Source organism: Stenotrophomonas sp. S4 (assembly GCF_054187805.2).
In genome coordinates, this window is record NZ_CM196188.1 from 2,599,212 (window position 1) to 2,615,378 (window position 16,167).

Annotated in this window: 16 protein-coding genes and 2 pseudogenes; 2 read left to right on the plus strand and 16 right to left on the minus strand. The window is 68.3% G+C overall.

What is annotated here, in order from left to right; genetic code table 11:
- Positions 1 to 145 precede the first annotated feature (145 nt).
- From ACUZUJ_RS12145 to ACUZUJ_RS12220, 16 genes and pseudogenes are all read right to left on the minus strand, one after another.
- Complete coding sequence (locus tag ACUZUJ_RS12145) at positions 146 to 1,330, minus strand: PstS family phosphate ABC transporter substrate-binding protein (RefSeq protein WP_101765577.1); 1,185 nt, start codon at positions 1,328 to 1,330, stop codon at positions 146 to 148.
- Positions 1,331 to 1,598: 268 nt separating this feature from the next.
- Positions 1,599 to 1,733: pseudogene (locus tag ACUZUJ_RS12150) on the minus strand (type II secretion system inner membrane protein GspF); the annotation flags it as partial.
- Between the two features lie 110 nt (positions 1,734 to 1,843).
- Positions 1,844 to 1,978 (minus strand): annotated as a pseudogene (locus ACUZUJ_RS12155) (type II secretion system inner membrane protein GspF); the annotation flags it as partial.
- A gap of 110 nt (positions 1,979 to 2,088) precedes the next feature.
- Positions 2,089 to 3,288: a type II secretion system inner membrane protein GspF gene (gene gspF / locus ACUZUJ_RS12160; RefSeq protein ID WP_049444712.1), complete on the minus strand. Its 1,200-nt coding sequence runs from the start codon at positions 3,286 to 3,288 to the stop codon at positions 2,089 to 2,091.
- Positions 3,289 to 3,295: 7 nt separating this feature from the next.
- Positions 3,296 to 4,729: a type II secretion system ATPase GspE gene (gene gspE, locus ACUZUJ_RS12165; RefSeq protein WP_071227951.1), complete on the minus strand. Its 1,434-nt coding sequence runs from the start codon at positions 4,727 to 4,729 to the stop codon at positions 3,296 to 3,298.
- A complete protein-coding gene (gspD, locus tag ACUZUJ_RS12170; RefSeq protein WP_458220816.1) occupies positions 4,726 to 7,107 on the minus strand; it encodes a type II secretion system secretin GspD in 2,382 nt (793 codons plus the stop codon). Before gspD ends, gspE begins: the two co-directional genes overlap by 4 nt.
- A complete protein-coding gene (locus ACUZUJ_RS12175; RefSeq protein WP_049444703.1) occupies positions 7,104 to 7,631 on the minus strand; it encodes a type II secretion system protein M in 528 nt (175 codons plus the stop codon). Before ACUZUJ_RS12175 ends, gspD begins: the two co-directional genes overlap by 4 nt.
- The gene (gene gspL, locus ACUZUJ_RS12180; RefSeq protein WP_101765581.1) at positions 7,628 to 8,791 is read right to left on the minus strand and encodes a type II secretion system protein GspL; all 1,164 of its coding nucleotides are present in this window, start codon (positions 8,789 to 8,791) and stop codon (positions 7,628 to 7,630) included. The genes ACUZUJ_RS12175 and gspL overlap by 4 nt, the downstream gene beginning before the upstream one ends.
- Positions 8,788 to 9,693, minus strand: a complete 906-nt coding sequence (gspK, locus tag ACUZUJ_RS12185; protein WP_458220817.1) for a type II secretion system minor pseudopilin GspK — start codon at positions 9,691 to 9,693, stop codon at positions 8,788 to 8,790. The genes gspL and gspK overlap by 4 nt, the downstream gene beginning before the upstream one ends.
- Positions 9,694 to 9,702: 9 nt before the next feature.
- The gene (gene gspG / locus ACUZUJ_RS12190; RefSeq protein ID WP_087922756.1) at positions 9,703 to 10,140 is read right to left on the minus strand and encodes a type II secretion system major pseudopilin GspG; all 438 of its coding nucleotides are present in this window, start codon (positions 10,138 to 10,140) and stop codon (positions 9,703 to 9,705) included.
- 57 nt (positions 10,141 to 10,197) lie between these two features.
- Positions 10,198 to 10,755, minus strand: coding sequence for a hypothetical protein (locus ACUZUJ_RS12195; protein WP_458220818.1), 558 nt, complete (start codon positions 10,753 to 10,755; stop codon positions 10,198 to 10,200).
- Between the two features lie 144 nt (positions 10,756 to 10,899).
- Positions 10,900 to 11,451, minus strand: coding sequence for a hypothetical protein (locus tag ACUZUJ_RS12200; protein ID WP_458220819.1), 552 nt, complete (start codon positions 11,449 to 11,451; stop codon positions 10,900 to 10,902).
- 58 nt (positions 11,452 to 11,509) lie between these two features.
- Positions 11,510 to 12,490 (minus strand): FecR family protein, encoded by a 981-nt coding sequence (locus tag ACUZUJ_RS12205; RefSeq protein WP_049444695.1) that lies wholly within the window; start codon positions 12,488 to 12,490, stop codon positions 11,510 to 11,512.
- Between the two features lie 69 nt (positions 12,491 to 12,559).
- Positions 12,560 to 13,090 carry an RNA polymerase sigma factor gene (locus tag ACUZUJ_RS12210; protein WP_032961748.1) on the minus strand — a complete coding sequence of 177 codons (531 nt, stop codon included), beginning with the start codon at positions 13,088 to 13,090 and terminating at the stop codon, positions 12,560 to 12,562.
- A 16-nt stretch (positions 13,091 to 13,106) separates the two neighbouring features.
- Positions 13,107 to 13,787: a TonB C-terminal domain-containing protein gene (locus tag ACUZUJ_RS12215; protein ID WP_458220820.1), complete on the minus strand. Its 681-nt coding sequence runs from the start codon at positions 13,785 to 13,787 to the stop codon at positions 13,107 to 13,109.
- Positions 13,788 to 14,327: 540 nt separating this feature from the next.
- On the minus strand, positions 14,328 to 14,792 hold the full coding sequence (locus ACUZUJ_RS12220; protein WP_005413654.1) for an Lrp/AsnC family transcriptional regulator: 465 nt from the start codon (positions 14,790 to 14,792) through the stop codon (positions 14,328 to 14,330).
- Positions 14,793 to 14,919: 127 nt separating this feature from the next.
- Between ACUZUJ_RS12220 and ACUZUJ_RS12225 the strand changes: the two genes are divergently transcribed.
- A complete protein-coding gene (locus ACUZUJ_RS12225; protein WP_458220821.1) occupies positions 14,920 to 15,651 on the plus strand; it encodes an AzlC family ABC transporter permease in 732 nt (243 codons plus the stop codon).
- Entirely contained in the window at positions 15,648 to 15,962 is a 315-nt protein-coding gene (locus tag ACUZUJ_RS12230; RefSeq protein ID WP_458220822.1) for a branched-chain amino acid transport AzlD family protein, read from the plus strand. The genes ACUZUJ_RS12225 and ACUZUJ_RS12230 overlap by 4 nt, the downstream gene beginning before the upstream one ends.
- Positions 15,963 to 16,167: the final 205 nt, after the last annotated feature.

The following is a 16,167-nucleotide window of genomic DNA, read 5'->3' on the forward strand; positions in this document are numbered from 1 at the left end:
GCGGATCGCGTCGACCCAGGTGATACCGGGTGGAACGAACCGATGCGCGCTGACCGCCGCATCATGTCTGCCGGTCCAGCCAGGGACTGACACGCAAGAAGGCGCCGGCCTTGCGGCCGGCGCCCTTTTCAACAGTACCCCTGGATCAACGGCCGACGCCGGTGGTGCAGGTGTTGGCGTTGCTCAGGCCGGTGGTGGCCGAGGAGGAAACCAGGTTGGCGGCAACCGCTTCACGCCAGTCCTGGGTCAGCGGGATGAAGCCGTGCGCACGCACCGCAGCATCGTTGTTGCCGGTAGCGCCCACGTTGTAGTGGTTCTGCAGGAAGTCGCGGATCGCATTGCGAGCCAGGGCGACGCGGTAGCACTGGCCGAACACCAGATTGGTGTAGCCAGCGATCGGATAGCCCGCCGACGGGTTGGTGAACACCGGCACCCACTTGGCCGGGTTGGCGATGTCGGCAGCCGTGGACGGCGGAGCGATGGTGTTCAGGGTGGCAGCAACGCTCACTTCATCCGGCGAGTAGCCCTTCAGCTTGGCAACCTTGGTCGCGTCCTGCAGGTTCGGGATCACGTCCGGGCCGACATAGCCGATGCGGCCGTCAGCAGCGTACACCGCGTTGTACAGCGCGGTGCCACCGGTGGCCGGCGCGGCGACGAAGTTCGACGGCACGGTGGTGAACAGGTTGGCGAAGGTCGACTGCACCGAGAAGGCCGGCGCACCGTTGGTCAGCTTCAGGTTGGTGCCGGCAACGTCGCCCGGCTGGCAGGCGCTGGTCAGGAAGCGGGTCAGCAGCTCGCTGGTGCCGCTGCTCTCGCCACGATAGATGACCTGGATCGGGCCGGTGCGGCCGGTGCCGGTGTCGGCCCAGTCAGTGATCTTGCCCGAGAAGATGCCGCAGGCCTGGGTCACGGTCAGGTCAACGGCCGAGCCGGCCTTGTTGAACGGAATGGTGACCGAGGTGGCGACGGACGGCATCTGCAGCAGCGGACCGAACTTGGTGGTCGAGGTCGCGGAGTTGTAGGTGGCGTTGTAGGTGTCGATTTCGGTCTGGCTCAGCACCGAGTCGCTGCCAGCAAAGTGGACGTTGCCGGTGCCGGTCGGGATGAACAGCGCGATCTTGTTTTCCAGGAACGCCTTCTTGCCGGTGCCCGAACCGGTCACGGCGTAGCTGAAGTTCGACGGCAGGATGCTGTCGGCCTGGCCCTTGTACAGATCAGCCGGCAGCGAGGCGCCGCCGCCATTGACGAGGGACTGCTGCGCCGAAGCAGCACCGGCGGTGGCGAGCAGCGCGGTGGCAACCAGCGCGGCCAGGGTCTTGTACTTGTTCATGATCTTCTCCTGAAGGGTTTACTGCGAAGGGAAACACCAAGGGAGGAACGGTCACTACACGCCTGCTGCCGCCGAGGGCCTCCCAGCCCACTCTGCGGCGACGTGTCCATGCTGGTCCGCGCCGATGACAGGCCGCTTAAGAAACCTGTGGAAGATCGAAAAAAGGTGTGGAGGATTGTGTGGAGAATCGATGTCATCGGATCCACGCCCTGCGTGGATGCACCGCATGTGACGTGCGTCGCGCGATCCATCCACGCATGGCGTGGATCTACTGCACCAGCTGGTTCATTTCCATGATCGGCATCAGCACGGCCAGCACGATCGTCAGCACCACGCCACCCATCACCAGGATCATGGTCGGTTCCAGCAGTGCGGTCAGTGCCATCGCGCGACGCTCGATCTCGAAGGCATGGAGGATTGTGTGGCGGAATCCAGATGTCAGTAGATCCACGCCCTGCGTGGATGCACCGCATATGACGCTTGTCGCGCGATCCATCCACGCATGGCGTGGATCTACTGCACCAGCTGGTTCATTTCCATGATCGGCATCAGCACGGCCAGCACGATCATCAGCACCATGCCACCCATCACCAGGATCATGGTCGGTCCCAGCAGCGCAGTGAGCGCCATCGCGCGACGCTCGATCTCGAAGGCATGGAGGATTGTGTGGCGGAATCCAGATGTCGGTAGATCCACGCCATGCGTGGATGCACCGCATGTGGCGCGCGTCGCGCGATCCATCCACGCATGGCGTGGATCTACTGCACCAGCTGGTTCATTTCCATGATCGGCATCAGCACCGCCAGCACGATCGTCAACACCACGCCGCCCATCACCAGGATCATGGTCGGTTCCAGCAGTGCAGTCAGTGCCATCGCGCGGCGCTCGATCTCGCGCGAGATCGTCTGTGCGGCGCGGTCCAGCAGTGGCGCCAGCGAACCGGTCTTCTCGCCGCTGGCCACCAGGTGCACCAGGATCGGCGGATACACTTTCTGCACCTTCAACGCAGCACCCAGTGCCGCGCCTTCGCGTACGCGTGCAGCCACATCATCGGCACAGCGCGCCAGCAGCGTGTTTCCCAGGGTCTGTCGCGCTGCTTCCAATGCACGCAGCAGCGGCACACCCGCATCCAGCAGGATCGCCAGTGTCGAGGCGAAGCGCGCACTGTTCACGCCCAGCACGAAGCGTCCGACCATCGGCAGCCGCAGCAGCATCGCATCCCAGCGCAGGCGCAGTTCGGGCTGGCGCAACGCCAATCGCCATGCCACCACCATCGCAGCGATGGCCAACCCCACCCACACGCCCCAGCTGCGCACGAACGCGCTGGCGGCCAGCATCACCTGGGTCAGCATCGGTAGCGTCTGCCGCGCCTGCACGAACGCGGTCACCACCTGCGGCACCACGTAGCTGAGCAGGAAGATCACGATCGCCACTGACACCAGGCTGATCGCCGCCGGGTAGATGAAGGCGGTCAGCACCTTGGCCTGCAGCGCATTGCGCTCTTCGATGTAGTCGGCAAGGCGCTCCATCACCCGCGCCAGGTCGCCGGAGTCCTCACCGGCGCCCACCAGCGCCCGGTAGATCGGCGGAAAATCACGTGGCCGTGCAGCCAATGCCACGGTCAGGCGCTGGCCGGCACGCACGTCGGCGCGTACGGCGGTGAGTGCCTGGGCCACATGCGGGCGCTCGGCCTGTTCAATCACCGCACTCAATGCACCTTCCAACGGCAGGCTCGCGGCCAGCAGGCTGGCCAGCTGGCGCGTGGCCCAGGCCAGCTCGCTGGCGGACAGCCGGCGCGTGCCCCAGCCACTGCCCGCACTGCGCGCCGCGCTGACCTGCACGGGCGTCAGCCCACGACCGCGCAGCACCTGGCGCGCGCCGCGCGGGCTGTCGGCGTCCAGCTGGCCCTTCTCGATGCGGCCCTGCGCGTTGGCGGCCTGGTAGTCGAACAGTGCCATGCAGGCCTCAATCGTCGCCGGTGACGCGCAGGATCTCTTCCAGCGTGGTCACCCCGCTGTCGACCCAGCGCTGGCCATCCTGCCGCAAGGTCCGCATGCCGGCACGCCGCGCCGCCTCGCGCAGCGCAGGTTCACCCTGCCCTTCATGGATCAGCGCGCGCACGCGATCGTCCACCACGAACAGCTCGTGGATGCCGGTACGCCCCCGGTAGCCGCTGTTGGCACAGGCCGCGCAGCCCACCGCGCGCCACACGGTACGGCCGTCGCCATCCACCTCGGCACGCCGGCATTGCGTGCACAGCCGCCGCACCAGCCGCTGCGCCAGCACGCCGCGAAGCGACGAGGCCAGCAGGAACGGCTCCACGCCCATATCGGCCAGGCGGGTCACCGCCGAGATCGCGTCGTTGGTGTGCAGGGACGCCAGCACGCCATGGCCGGTCAGCGACGACTGCACCGCAATCTGTGCGGTCTCCAGGTCGCGGATCTCACCGATCATGATGGTGTCCGGGTCCTGGCGCAGGATCGCGCGCAGCGCCGTGCCGAAGCTCATGCCGATACGCGCGTTGACCTGGATCTGGCCGATGCCGGCGAAGTCATACTCCACCGGGTCCTCCACGGTGAGAATGTTGCTGGTGCTGCTGTCGAGCTGGCCCAGCGCCGCATACAGCGACGTTGTCTTGCCACTGCCGGTCGGCCCGGTGACCAGCACGATGCCATGCGGCTGCCGGATCAATCCGGTGAACGTGGCCAGGGTGTCATCGGCCATGCCCAGGCGCTGCAGCTGCAGCCGGCCGGCATCCTTTTCCAGCAGGCGCAGCACAGCACGCTCGCCATGCCCGGTCGGCACCGTGGAGACACGGATGTCCAAGGGACGCCCACCCACGCGGATCGCGATGCGCCCGTCCTGCGGCAGCCGCTTCTCGGCGATGTCCAGGTGGGCCATGATCTTGATGCGCGACACCAGTGCCGCGTGCAGTGCGCGCCGCGGCTGCACCATGTCGCGCAGGGTGCCGTCCACCCGGTAACGCACCACCGAGTGGGTCTCGAAGGGTTCGATGTGCAGGTCGCTGGCGCCATCACGCGCGGCCTGTGCCAGCAGCGCGTTGATCATGCGGATCACCGGCGCATCGTCCTGCGCATCCAGCAGGTCGGTGACTTCCGGCATGTCCTGCATCAGCCGGTCCAGATCGACTTCGCTTTCGGCGGCACCGACCACGGCAGCGGCATCGCCGCCGTCACGATACTGCTCACCCAGCCGCTGCTGCCACGTCGCGGCATCCAGCGCCTGGAACGGCAGCGGGCCATGCCGGCGGCGCAGTTCGGCCACGGCCCACGCCGCGGTGTCGGCGGTGCCCAGCAGCACCGGCTCGCCGCCAACTTCGGACAGCATCACGCCATGGCTGCGCACCCAGGCGTACGGCAGTGGCGCGGCGGCGCTCACGGCCCGATCACCAGTTCCGGCGTGTAGCCGAGTCCGCGCAACTGCTGCAGCGCCGGGTCCAGCGTCGCCGGATCGCGTGGCAATCGCACCCGCAGGCGTTGCCCGCTCTCGCCGGGCGTCGCTTCGGCATAGGCCTGCAGACCCAGTGCCCGCACCTGTGCCACGCCCTGGCTGGCACGGGCCGGGTCCAGCCCCTGTGCGAACTGCACCAGCTGCGCATCGCCGTCACCGGACGGGTACAGCGCCGCCAGGCTGCTGTTCTGCAGCGGCTGGCCCTGGCCATCGCGCGCATTGCCCTGGCCGAGTACAGACAGGTCCTGCGGCGGCAGCTGCGGTGCCGACAGCGCCGGCAATGCCCAGCTCTGCACCGGTTGCGCGCCGGCCTGCGCGTTGCGCATGTAGTCGTAGCGGTCGCGGGTCAGGCGCTGGCCGGCGGCCGGGTCACGCACCACGTGCGGGCGCAGGAACACCATCAGGTTGGTCTTGGCGCGCTTGCGCGTGTCGCTGCGGAACAAGGCACCCAGCACCGGGATCTTTCCCAGCCCCGGCACCGCATCACGGCCATGGCTGACGCTGTCTTCCAGCAGGCCGCCCAGCACCATGATCTGGCCGTCGTCCAGCAGCACGCTGGTATCCAGGGCCCGCTTGTTGGTGATGATGCCGGCCGTGCTGTTCGCGCTCTGCGCGTCGATGCTGCTGACTTCCTGGTAGATGTCCAGCTTCACCGTGCCGCCCTCGGAAATCTGCGGGCGTACCCGCAGCTTCAGGCCCACGTCCTCGCGCACGATGGTCTGGAACGGGTTGTTGCTGCCACCACCACCGTCGGTCACGTAGCGGCCGCTGACGAACGGCACGGTCTGACCGACCATGATGCTGGCCGCTTCGTTGTCCAGCGTCATCAGGTTCGGCGTGGACAGGATGTTGGCGCCGCCCTTGCTCTGCAGCGCGTTGGCCAGCGCCTTCATGTTGAGGATCTGGCCGACACCGGGCAGGTTGATGGTGCCGTCGATGACGCCGATCTTCAGGCCGTCCTTGGGCAGCACGTCCAGTGTGGTGCGTGCGGTGGTGTTCAGCCCGCTCCCGCCGGTGGTGCCGCCGAAGTGGGTGCCGCCGAAGGTGCGGCCATTGCCCAGCATCCACTGCACGCCCAGTTCGGCCGCGTCGGTCTGGTTGACCTCCACGATCAGGCTTTCCACCAGCACCTGTGCACGGCGCTGGTCCAGCTGGTCGATCACCCGCCGCAGGTTGCGGTACACCGGTTCCGGCGCCGAGATCAGCAGCGTGTTGGTGGCCACGTCCGCCTGCACCGAAATACCGTTCTGGCTGAAGCCGGTGCTGCCGGCGTCGATCGGGTCGCGGCGGTTCGGGTCCAGCCGCTGCGATTCCAGCGCATTGCCACCGGTCTTGGCCTGCTGTGGCTGCGACGGTTGGGCGGGTGTGGAACGGTTTGCATCGCCGGGCAGTGGCGTGATGCCTTCGTTGCTGCCCATTGCCGGTGCATCGCTCTGCCCGGCCACCACGCCGCGCAGCACACCGGCGAGCTGATTGGCCTGGGCATTGCGCAGGTAGACCACATGCAGGTTGCCGGACTCGTCCTGCGCGCGGTCCAGCTTCTCCACCAGCTGCCGCGCCAGACGGGTGCGGCCGGGACTGCTGGAACGCAGCAGCACGCTGTTGCTGCGCGGGTCGGCCATCACCACCACTTTCTGGCTCGGTTCGGCGCCCTGCGCATCCAGCAGCGGCGCGACCATCGCCGCCACGTCAACGGCAATGCCCTGCTGCAGCTTCACCACATCGGTGTCCATGCCGGCCGGCGTGTCGACGCTGGCGATCACGTGTGCGATGCGCTCCAGGTTGTCGGCATAGTCGGTGATCACCAGGGTGTTGTTGCCCGGGTTGGCAGTGATCGGATTGTCCGGGCTGATCATCGGCCGCAGCACCGCCACCAGCGCGGCCGCGTTCTCGTAGCGCAGCGCGAAGGTGCGCGTGGCGATCTCGCCCCCTGCACCGCCGCTGCCCACGCGCCCACCGAGCAGCTTGGCGTCAGCTTGCGGCACCACCCGGCTGACGCCGCCGTTCTCGACCACCGCGAAGCCGCGCATGCGCAGTGCGCCCAGCAGCAGCTGATAGGCCTGGGTACGGCTGACCGGGCCATCGGAGACCACCGTCATCTTGCCGGTCACCCGTGGGTCGACCAGGAACTGGCGGCCGGTGAACCGTGCTGCCATGCGCAGCACGCCACCGATATCGGTATCCACCAGGTTCAGCTGCACCGGCTCATCGCGGGTGTCCTGCGCTGCCACCGGCGCCGGCACGTGGGCCATGCCCACGATCAGGGCCAATGCAGTACTGCAGGCAAGGCTGCGCATCGCCCTCATGGATGGGCACCCGCAGTGGCCACCATCACGATGTTTCCGGAAATCCGTGCCGCCGGCATGTTCGCATCCCCTGTGCGTGTCAGTTGCAGCTGCTGCAGCTCGATGGCCGGGTCGGCCAGCAGCGGCAGCAGCCAGTTCCATAGCGCGTCGGCGGGCACCGCCTGCACCTGCAGGTGCCAGCGCCCGTCGCGCGCTTCGATATGCAGGCCGTCGGCAAGGCCGGCGGATCTGATTCCGTCCCGCAGGCTGGCCAGCGTCGGGTGCTGGCCCTGCGCCTGCTGCTGGCGCTCACGGGCGCGAAGCAGCGGCGCCAGTGCGCGGGACTGCGCCTGCAGCCGTGGCAGTTCGGCCTGCCAGTGCGTGCGCTGCTTCAGCAGGGGCTCCAGCCACAACGACCACAGGCCCGCTGCCAGCAGCGCCACCACCATCACCCACAGCATCAGCCGGTCGCGCGGTGGCAGGCGCTGCCAGCGCTGCTGCAGGCCCGCCACTCCCTCGCCCAGCCGCAGGGTACGGGCGGTCACTGTCCAGCTCCGCTCACCCGCAGGCGCCCACCGGCGTCGCGCGCCAGCTGCAGGCCCTGCACCTGCACCGCCTGCTGCCAGTGCTCCAGGCGTTGTGGATCATCGGCCAACGCCTGGGCATCGGCATCCAGCTCCATGTCCAGCTGGCCGGGCTGGTAATGCAGGCTGCGCACCTGCCCCGCCAGCTCCGGAACGGCCTGCAGCGTGCTGGCGACCTGCCGTTGCAACGGCGGCAACGGCGGCGCCGGCGGTGGCACCGCCAGAGCACGCCGTGCCTGCAGCACCGGATCCACCACATCGGTGATCTCCGGGAAGCGTGCGTTGAACTGCCGCGCCATGTCCTGTTGCAGCGCCTCGCCCTCGATCCGCCAGCGCGAGACCTGCAGCTGCAGGCCGAGTGCGGCCAGCAGCACTGCCGCCAACGCGAGGCCGATCGCCAGGCGTGGCGCTTTCCGACCCGCACCGGGCAGCGGCAATGACCACCCCGGCAGAGGGCCACCCGCCTGCCGTTCATGCGTAACGGCGGTGGCCGGCAGGCTGTCCGGCCACGCCGGCGGCACGCTGTCGATCCATTGCACGGCCTGCACGCCGGCCTGCTGCAGGCGCACCGCCAGGGCCTGCATCACGGCACATGCGTCGCGTCCGCCATACCATTGGACGAACCCACGATCGCGCCCGCTGCGCACCAGCAGGTGCTCGCCGCTGACCTGCAGCGTGGCCTGTCCGTCCTGCCACGGCAGCAGCAGCGGCGTCGGATACAACGCCTGCAGCTGCAGTGCGCACGAGGCCAGCAGCTGCTGCGCCTGCAGGACCGCCTGCTGGCCGAGCCAGGCCACCGGAACCGTGCCGTCAGCCGCCTGCGCACCGTGGGCCAGCGCCACCTCCTGCAGGTCATCCAGCAGCATCGCCTCCACCTCGCCCTGCAGCGCCGACTGCAGGCGCCGCCCGGACAACGGCGGCAGCTGAAGTTCCAGCAGGATCAGGTCGTGCGGATCGAGGCAGGCGCGCACCGTCGCCTTCGGATGACGCAGACCCAGTGCCGTCAGCGTGTCGCGGCCGTGTGCCACTACCTCGCCCTTGTGCAGCTGCACCCAGTCCACCGTGCTGTCGGCACGCAGGCACTCCAGCGCCGGCAGGCGCACCCGAAGCTGCACGTTCATGCGCCGATCCTCGTCCACACGCGCTGCACGCGCGCTCCATCGTCGCGGTATTCGCGCCAGAGCAACGCACGGAACTCGACCGCACTGCCATCGGCCTGCACCCGGCCGACCGCAAGGAACCACTCGCTATGGATGCCCAAGGGAAGCACGGCCATCTGTTCGTTGCTCAATTGAAGTCGATTGGCGATGTCGCCGCGGTTGAGCAGCCAATGGCCGCCGTCGCGCTCACCGAGCAGCGCCTGCAGCCGTGCCGGCTCGACCGCAGGCGTCACCGCCTGCAGAACGCTCAGGTCGCTGGTGTTGGCGTTGACCAGGGTCTGCGCCGGCAGCACCACGGTGCGCCGCGCCAGCGCCTGCAGTGCCACCGGATCGGCACCGGCCAGTGCCTGCGCGATCAGTGATTCGCGCGGCAGTGGGGCCTGCGCCAGGATGTCACCGTCGCGCAGGCGCGCCTGGATGTGGTCCGCCGCGGATGCGCAGGCGCCCTGGCCCAGCCCTTGTGCAGCACACAACGCGATGAACGCGCGTCGCGCCTCGGGGTCCGGCCGGCCATGCGCCAGCAGGTTGCGCAGGTTGAACATCGACTGCGCATCCACCAGCTGCAGCTGCACCGGCAACGGCGCCTGCAGCGTCAGCGGACGCGTCCAGCGTCCGCTGCGCACCGTGGTCAGCTGCTCCTTTACATCGTCACGCAGCTGCTGCGCCGCGCGCTCCAGGGTGGCATCGACCGCCATGCGCACCTGCGCGCGCAGCTGGTCACTACGCAGCGCGCGCAGCTGCGCCGACTGCCGGGTCAGCAGTGCAGTGGCAATCACCGCCACCAGTGCCACCACCAGCAGGGCGACAATCACCGCCATGCCACGCTGGCGGGCGCACGGGACCGAACGCGTCCGGGCTGTCATCAGCACGCCTCACAGCTGCCAGGAGCCGATATCCGCGTTCCCGGCGTCGCCACCGGGCTTGCTGTCCGCACCCAGCGAGAACACATCGATGTCGCCATGGGTTCCGGGACTCTGGTACTGGTACGGATGGCCCCATGGGTCATTCGGCAGGCGATCTAGATACGGTGTCACCGGCATCGCACCGCTGCCCTGCGGCGGCTTCACCAGCGCCTGCAGGCCCTGCTCGGCGCTGGGATAGCGGCCATTGTCCAGCTTGAACAGTTTCAGCGCCTGCATCAGCGCGGCGATGTCCTGGCGCGCCGCCACCACGCGCGCCTGGTCGGGACGGTCCATCAACCGCGGCACGATCAATGCCGCGAGAATGCCGATGATCACCACCACCACCATGATCTCGATCAGGCTGAAACCCTGCTGCCGAGCCCTGCGACCACCCACCTGCCTTGCCATTGTTCCGCCCTCGTCATCCTGGAAGAGACCGCTGCGCCATGGTCAGCGGTGCATGTGTCAGTACGATAAACATCCGCCGGCAATTCGCTGCGCATGTGCCTGCGTGGGCGCAGGGGCAGCCGGTACGCGTGCCGCCTCGAACAGGTGGGGTGGCACACTGGCCAGCGTTTCGTCGATGCAGCCGCGCAGCAGCGGATGCGCGCACGCCTGCAGCAGGCGCACGCACTGCATCGGCGACCACGCGGTGCCATGGTCGAGGCCGATGAACGTCCGGTAGGCCTGGTGATAGCGCAGATCGTCGTACACGCGCTGCGCACTGTTGAGATCACGCACGACCACCAGCAGGGCCGCACGTTGCAGCAGCCGCACATCGCCTGCATCAAGCGGCAGCGCGTTCATGGCCGCTTCGGGCCAGGGCCGCAGCTGCAGATCGAGGGCGCGCCGCAGCGCCGCCAACGGATGCGCGCTGCTGTCCAGTGCCGCCCAGCGCGCCGCATCGGCCCAGGCATCACTGGACAGCACCCAGACCCACGAGTGCCCGTAACGTTGCACGTTCAAGGGCGTGTGCCGCGCCTGCTCCAGTGACTGGCTCAGGTGGCGATCCAGCTCCAGCATGCTGATCCTGCGACTGTCTGCCATCTGCGTCGCCCGTGCTCCGCGACGCGTGGTGCGTCGTACTCTGGAGAAGACGTCAGCAAGGCAGGTGAAGCGACAGCGCGAATGCAACTCTGTGCGCTGCGTGGTGCTTCATCGACAACGTCATCGCAGCGTCATGCGCCTGAAGGCTTCGCGCTGCAGTCGCGGTGCGTCACCGCCGCAGCGGCGGGCCAGTACCGCCACGTCGCTGCGCGCGGCGAACGCGACCAGTGCATCCGTCATGTCCACGTGATCGCACCATGACGCCATCGCAATGCGCACCGCCGGCAGCTGCCAGCCGTCCATCACCCCGCGGGTGCCCGCCACGAACCAGTGCCACAGCCGATGGTGCAGCACCTGCTCGTGCAGCTGCGCGAGATCCTCGATGCCATGCATGTCCATCAGCAGCAGTGCGCGTGCAAGGACCGCAGGCGGCAACGCACCGGTTTCAGCCAGCGGCAACACCTGCTGCTGCAGGCGCAACAGCATCGCCAGCGGGTGCGACTGCGGATCGAAGTCCAGCAGCACAGCCTGTTGCTGCCACTGCGCGTCGGACACCACACACACCCATGGCGAGCCGTAGCGGTGCACCATCAAAGGCCGTCGCTGCGTGGTTTCCAGCAACGCCGACAGATTGCGGCGCAGATCCAGCACACCGATGCTCTCGTTGCGCATCCTTGGCGTCTCCTTGCTTGCAACAGCCCTGCGCGGCGCGCACGGCCAGCGTCTTCACCTAACCAAGGACGGCAATGCCACCCGGAAAGCGACGCAGATCCAGCGACATCGTCAGTCGCAGCTGCTCCAGCGCCGCGTCCGGATCATCGATGCGGAAGCGGCCGCTGACCGGGGCGCGCGCCAACGCCGATTCGCCCAGCAGCACCTTGCCGCGGCGGTAGCGGTTGATTTCATCCACCACCTCGCGCAATGGAGCGCGGCGGAATACCAGCATGCCTTCGGTCCAGGCACTCACTTCCGAGGCCACGGCTTCGGCCACCACGCCACTGAGGCGCTCGTCGTACTGGGTCTGCTGGCCCGCCTGCAGCTGCAGGCGGCCCTGCGGATGCTCGATGCGGGCGCTGCCCTGCAGGCAGGTCACCCGTACCTGGCCGTGGGTGTTGCGCACGTCCAGGCGCACCGCACCTTCATCGGCAATCACGCAGCCCGGCCCCGCGAACAGAGCCAGGCGCAGGCCGGCCTGGGTTTCGATCGCGGCCTGGCCCTGCACCAGTTCGAAGCCTTCGCCCTGCGCATCCGCACGGCGGCGCAGGCTGCTCTGCGTATCCAGCTCGATCTTCAGCTGTGGCGAAGGTGCGATCTGCAGGCGCTGACCGGTACCGGTGTGGAAATCGGCCGTCATCGCCGTCACCGAGGGCCACAATCCCAGCGGCGGGCGGATCGCCGCCACCACCACCAGGCTGGCCGGTGCGGCAATCGCGGCGCCCAGGAAGGCACGCCGGCTCCAGCGCTGGGCCGGTGTCGGCGCGACCGGTTGCCGTGCTGCGGCAGGCAGCTGCTCACCGGCCAGTCGCACCTGTTCCCATTGCTGGCGCGCCCGGCCGAATGCTTCGCGATGACGCGGATCGGCCTCGCACCACGCGCGGAACCTGCGCCCGTCGGCCGCAGTGGCCTCGCCCGAGGTCAGCCGCACCACCCACGCGTGGGCCTGACGCTCGACGGCATCCAGCGGGCGTTGCGGGCGATCGTCAGGATCCATGGGGGCTCATGCCGGACCCGCACGCTGCGGGGTTCTGCTCGGCGTCAAAGTGTAGACGGATGCCGCCGCTCAGAACCGCACCTGGCGCCCCTGCCCGCTGCGCTCGGCCAGATAGTCCTGGGCCGCCTTCAACTCACGCTGCACCAGCCGCAACGACACGCCGAGGTGATCGGCGACGTCGCGCTGCTGCAGGCCGTCGACGCGGATCGCCAGCAGGATGCGGCGACGACGCTCGGGCATGCGCTGCAGCAGACCGACCATGTCTTCCAGCGCGAAGTCGAGTTCGGCCGCCTGCGCCGGGCCCGGTGCCGGGTCGGCCATGTCCATCAGCGTCTCCACCTCTTCCAGGCTCAGCAGGCGGTGGTCGGCACGCTGGCGGTCGATCACGGTATTCATCGCCATGCGCAGCAGGTAGGCCGCGGGGTTCTGCACCGCATCCAGGCGGTCACGGCGCGCACTCAGGCGCATCCAGGTGTCCTGCAGCGCGTCGCCGGCCAGCTCTTCCGAGCCCAGCTTGCGCACCAGTCGGCGCTTCAGCTCGTCGTAGGCACCCAGAAGGTGGTCCATCAGGTCAACTGCCCCAGCCGTACCGTTGCTCATGTTCGAATCCTTGAAGTCATGGAAGGGGCGCGCGCCGGCCACAGTCGTGGTCGGTGCCGGAAGGACGAATCTGCAGGGTCACCGGCTGCGGCAGCTCAGCGGCATCCGGCGCCAGCACCAGGCCCTGCAGCGCCTGCAGCAGGCGTGCATCGCGGCGGGCACTGCCACTGCCGGACAGCAGCTCGGGCTGCTGCACCTGGCCTTCGCCGTCGACGCGGAAGCGCAGCGTTGCGGCATAGCGGCCGGGCGCGATCTCGGGGTCGTCACAGAACGCCGCACGCAGGCGCTGCTGAAGGCCGCCATAGCGGCGCCGACGCTCGGCCTCGGGAAGGCCGGTGCCAACATCCGCCTCGGCCACCGACTGCCCGCCCCGGCGCAGCACCACGCGCTGCTCGCCGATCACCTCGGCCTCGATACCGGTGTCCTGCAGCAGCATCTGCAGCGCAGGCAGCGGCGCCAGGCTGGCGCGCAGCGCATGGCTGTTGCGGCCTGCGGCAAGGTCGCCCGGGTACATCACCGACCACCCGCTGATGACGCTGAAACGCTCGACCGCCTGTTCCAGCGGTTGCGCGGGGATGTCGTAGGCATGAACACCGTCCTGCGCCACAGCGGCAAAGGACAGCAGCAGCCATGCGGCGATGGCCACCTTCCAAGTTCTGACCGCATGGTGTCCATTCAGCCCCCTGACGTAGAACACATGACCCCCGGCAGCGACAGCAGCTGCAGTGGACGCGCGGCACGACCGGAACCCCGGCCCGCGCGCGACCAGCAAGCGGGCTCAAACCGTACCGGGGACACATGTCATTGCGATGACCGCCGCCTACGGCCGGCGGCGTGACTGGCTCCATGAAGCCAGTCACGCATCGGGCATCAATGAATCGAACAGACCACGCTATCTACGCACGGGGGTCAGAGCCCGTTGCGCAGCAACGGGATCCGACCCCGTGCCGGCCAGAACGTGTCGACCAAGGTCGACACCCACCAAGAGCAGTTCATGCCGTTCCGACAGATCGCGGAAATCTGTCGAAGGCGGGGTGGGTCTGGTTGCAGGGGTGTCCGCGGCATGGATGCCGCGGCCAAGCCCCCATGGACGGGTTTACGGCGTCCCCTGCGACCGGACCCACCCCGCCATCCCACGGAATGCACGCTGTTGCTTCGGCTGTTGCTCCTGAGGTTGCCGGCCAGCGGCCGGCACTACCGCGGGTGCCGGGTGCAACCCGGCCGGAAACCCCCATCCTCAAAGCGGCAGCTGGGTGGTCTGCTTGATCCGCTGCATCGGGATCTCGGTCTTGGTGTTCTGCACCCCGGCAATCCGGTTCAGGTGCTGCATCTGGAACTGCCGGTAGGCATCAAGGTCCGCCACCGCCACCCGCAGCAGGAAATCGCAGTCGCCGGCCATCAGATGGCATTCAAGCACTTCCGGGAAAGACTTGATGCTGTTGATGAAGTGGTTGGTGGTGTCCTCGTCCTGCCCGCGCAGCCACACCCGCACGAACACCGTGAAGCCACGGCCCACCTTGGCCTCATTCAGCAGGGCGACGTAGCGGTCGATGTAGCCGCCTTCCTCCAGCAGCCGCACCCGTCGCAGGCAGGCCGAGGGCGAGAGGCCCACCAGCCGGGCCAGCTCCAGGTTCTGCAGCCGTCCGTCACGCTGCAGGGCGTCGAGGATGCGGCGATCAAGGTTGTCGAGCTGATACTGCATGGGATTTCACCGTTGGCGACATTGGCCGCATGGAATCTCAATATTCCCGAATCGAATGGCATCAACGCAACCCGATTTCGCGATCAGGCCGCTAGCATGGGCCACCCCCACCTTGTTGTGCCGTTCGATGGACGCCCGTACCACCCTCCCCCTGCCCGACACCTGCGATACCGCCCCGCGTGCCGAATTCCTGCGTGGCCTGCGCGCCGCCGTGCCGGTGATGATCGGCTTCATCCCCTTCGCCCTGGTGCTCGGCGCGCAGGCGGCCCAGAAGGGCCTCAGCGCCCTGGAAGTGCCGCTGATGACCGGCCTCAACTTCGCCGGCGGCTCGGAGTTCGCCGCCGTCGAACTGTGGACCTCGCCGCCGCACATCGCGCTGATCGTGGCGATCACCGCGCTGGTCAACGGCCGCCACCTGCTGATGGGCGCCAGCCTGGCCCCGCTGCTGCAGCACCTGCCGCGCCGCCGCGTGCTGCCGGCGCTGTTCTTCATGTGCGACGAGAGCTGGGCGATGGGCGTGGCCGATGCGCGCCGCCGTGCGCTCGGCTTCAGCCTGGCCTATTACCTGGGCGTGTCGGCAGGCCTGTACACGGTCTGGGTGGCCTGCACCGCATTGGGCGCGATCGTCGGCCCGATGCTGGGCGACATCCACGCCTATGGCTTCGACATGGCCTTCCCAGCCGTGTTCCTGGTGCTGCTACGCGGCATGTGGCAAGGCATGAAGGCGGCGCGGCCGTGGCTGGTCAGCCTGGTGGTGGCCGCGGCCACTTACCTGCTGATCCCGGGTGCGTGGTACGTGGCCAGCGGCGCACTGGCGGGCCTGGCCGCGGCCTGGCTGCTGGCGGAGGACGCAGCATGATCTCCAACGGCCTGATCCACTGGACCTCGGTGCTGACCATCGTGCTGATGGCCGCCGCCACCTACCTGACCCGCATCGTCGGCTTCCTCGCCCTGCGCAACCGCAGGCTGAGCAAGCGCGCGGTAACGGTGATGGAAGCCGCGCCGGGCTGCGTGCTGATCTCGGTGATCGCGCCCGACTTCGTCGCCGACAAGCCCGCCGACCTCGCCGCGCTGGCGATCACCCTGCTTGCCGCCACGCGGCTGTCGATGCTGCCGACGGTGCTGATCGGCGTGGTCTCGGCGGGTGTGCTGCGCTATCTGATGGGCTGATGCGCCCGCGAGTTCCCCACGTGGTGTGACTGGAGGCGCAAGTGTCGCCATTGGCGCGACCTGCGCATGTGTCTGGCGCGTCGAATGAGGCCCGGAGCCAGCTACCGGAGGTCCTTGAAACAATTCCGATTGCCTGATCGAGCCTGAGCCGGTACGGATCGACTGCCGAATCAGCAGGTTGAGCTGATCGGTCAATCGACGTCCA

What these genes read in the sequence shown, in the direction of transcription:
- ACUZUJ_RS12145 (WP_101765577.1), bottom strand. Translation starts at nt 1,330, where the DNA reads ATGAACAAGTACAAGACCCTGGCCGCGCTGGTTGCCACCGCGCTGCTC.
- gspF (WP_049444712.1), bottom strand. Translation starts at nt 3,288, where the DNA reads ATGGCACTGTTCGACTACCAGGCCGCCAACGCGCAGGGCCGCATCGAG.
- gspD (WP_458220816.1), bottom strand. Translation starts at nt 7,107, where the DNA reads ATGAGGGCGATGCGCAGCCTTGCCTGCAGTACTGCATTGGCCCTGATC.
- gspL (WP_101765581.1), bottom strand. Translation starts at nt 8,791, where the DNA reads ATGAACGTGCAGCTTCGGGTGCGCCTGCCGGCGCTGGAGTGCCTGCGT.
- gspK (WP_458220817.1), bottom strand. Translation starts at nt 9,693, where the DNA reads ATGACAGCCCGGACGCGTTCGGTCCCGTGCGCCCGCCAGCGTGGCATG.
- gspG (WP_087922756.1), bottom strand. Translation starts at nt 10,140, where the DNA reads ATGGCAAGGCAGGTGGGTGGTCGCAGGGCTCGGCAGCAGGGTTTCAGC.
- ACUZUJ_RS12195 (WP_458220818.1), bottom strand. Translation starts at nt 10,755, where the DNA reads ATGCTGGAGCTGGATCGCCACCTGAGCCAGTCACTGGAGCAGGCGCGG.
- ACUZUJ_RS12200 (WP_458220819.1), bottom strand. Translation starts at nt 11,451, where the DNA reads ATGCGCAACGAGAGCATCGGTGTGCTGGATCTGCGCCGCAATCTGTCG.
- ACUZUJ_RS12205 (WP_049444695.1), bottom strand. Translation starts at nt 12,490, where the DNA reads ATGGATCCTGACGATCGCCCGCAACGCCCGCTGGATGCCGTCGAGCGT.
- ACUZUJ_RS12210 (WP_032961748.1), bottom strand. Translation starts at nt 13,090, where the DNA reads ATGAGCAACGGTACGGCTGGGGCAGTTGACCTGATGGACCACCTTCTG.
- ACUZUJ_RS12220 (WP_005413654.1), bottom strand. Translation starts at nt 14,792, where the DNA reads ATGCAGTATCAGCTCGACAACCTTGATCGCCGCATCCTCGACGCCCTG.
- ACUZUJ_RS12225 (WP_458220821.1), top strand. Translation starts at nt 14,920, where the DNA reads ATGGACGCCCGTACCACCCTCCCCCTGCCCGACACCTGCGATACCGCC.
- ACUZUJ_RS12230 (WP_458220822.1), top strand. Translation starts at nt 15,648, where the DNA reads ATGATCTCCAACGGCCTGATCCACTGGACCTCGGTGCTGACCATCGTG.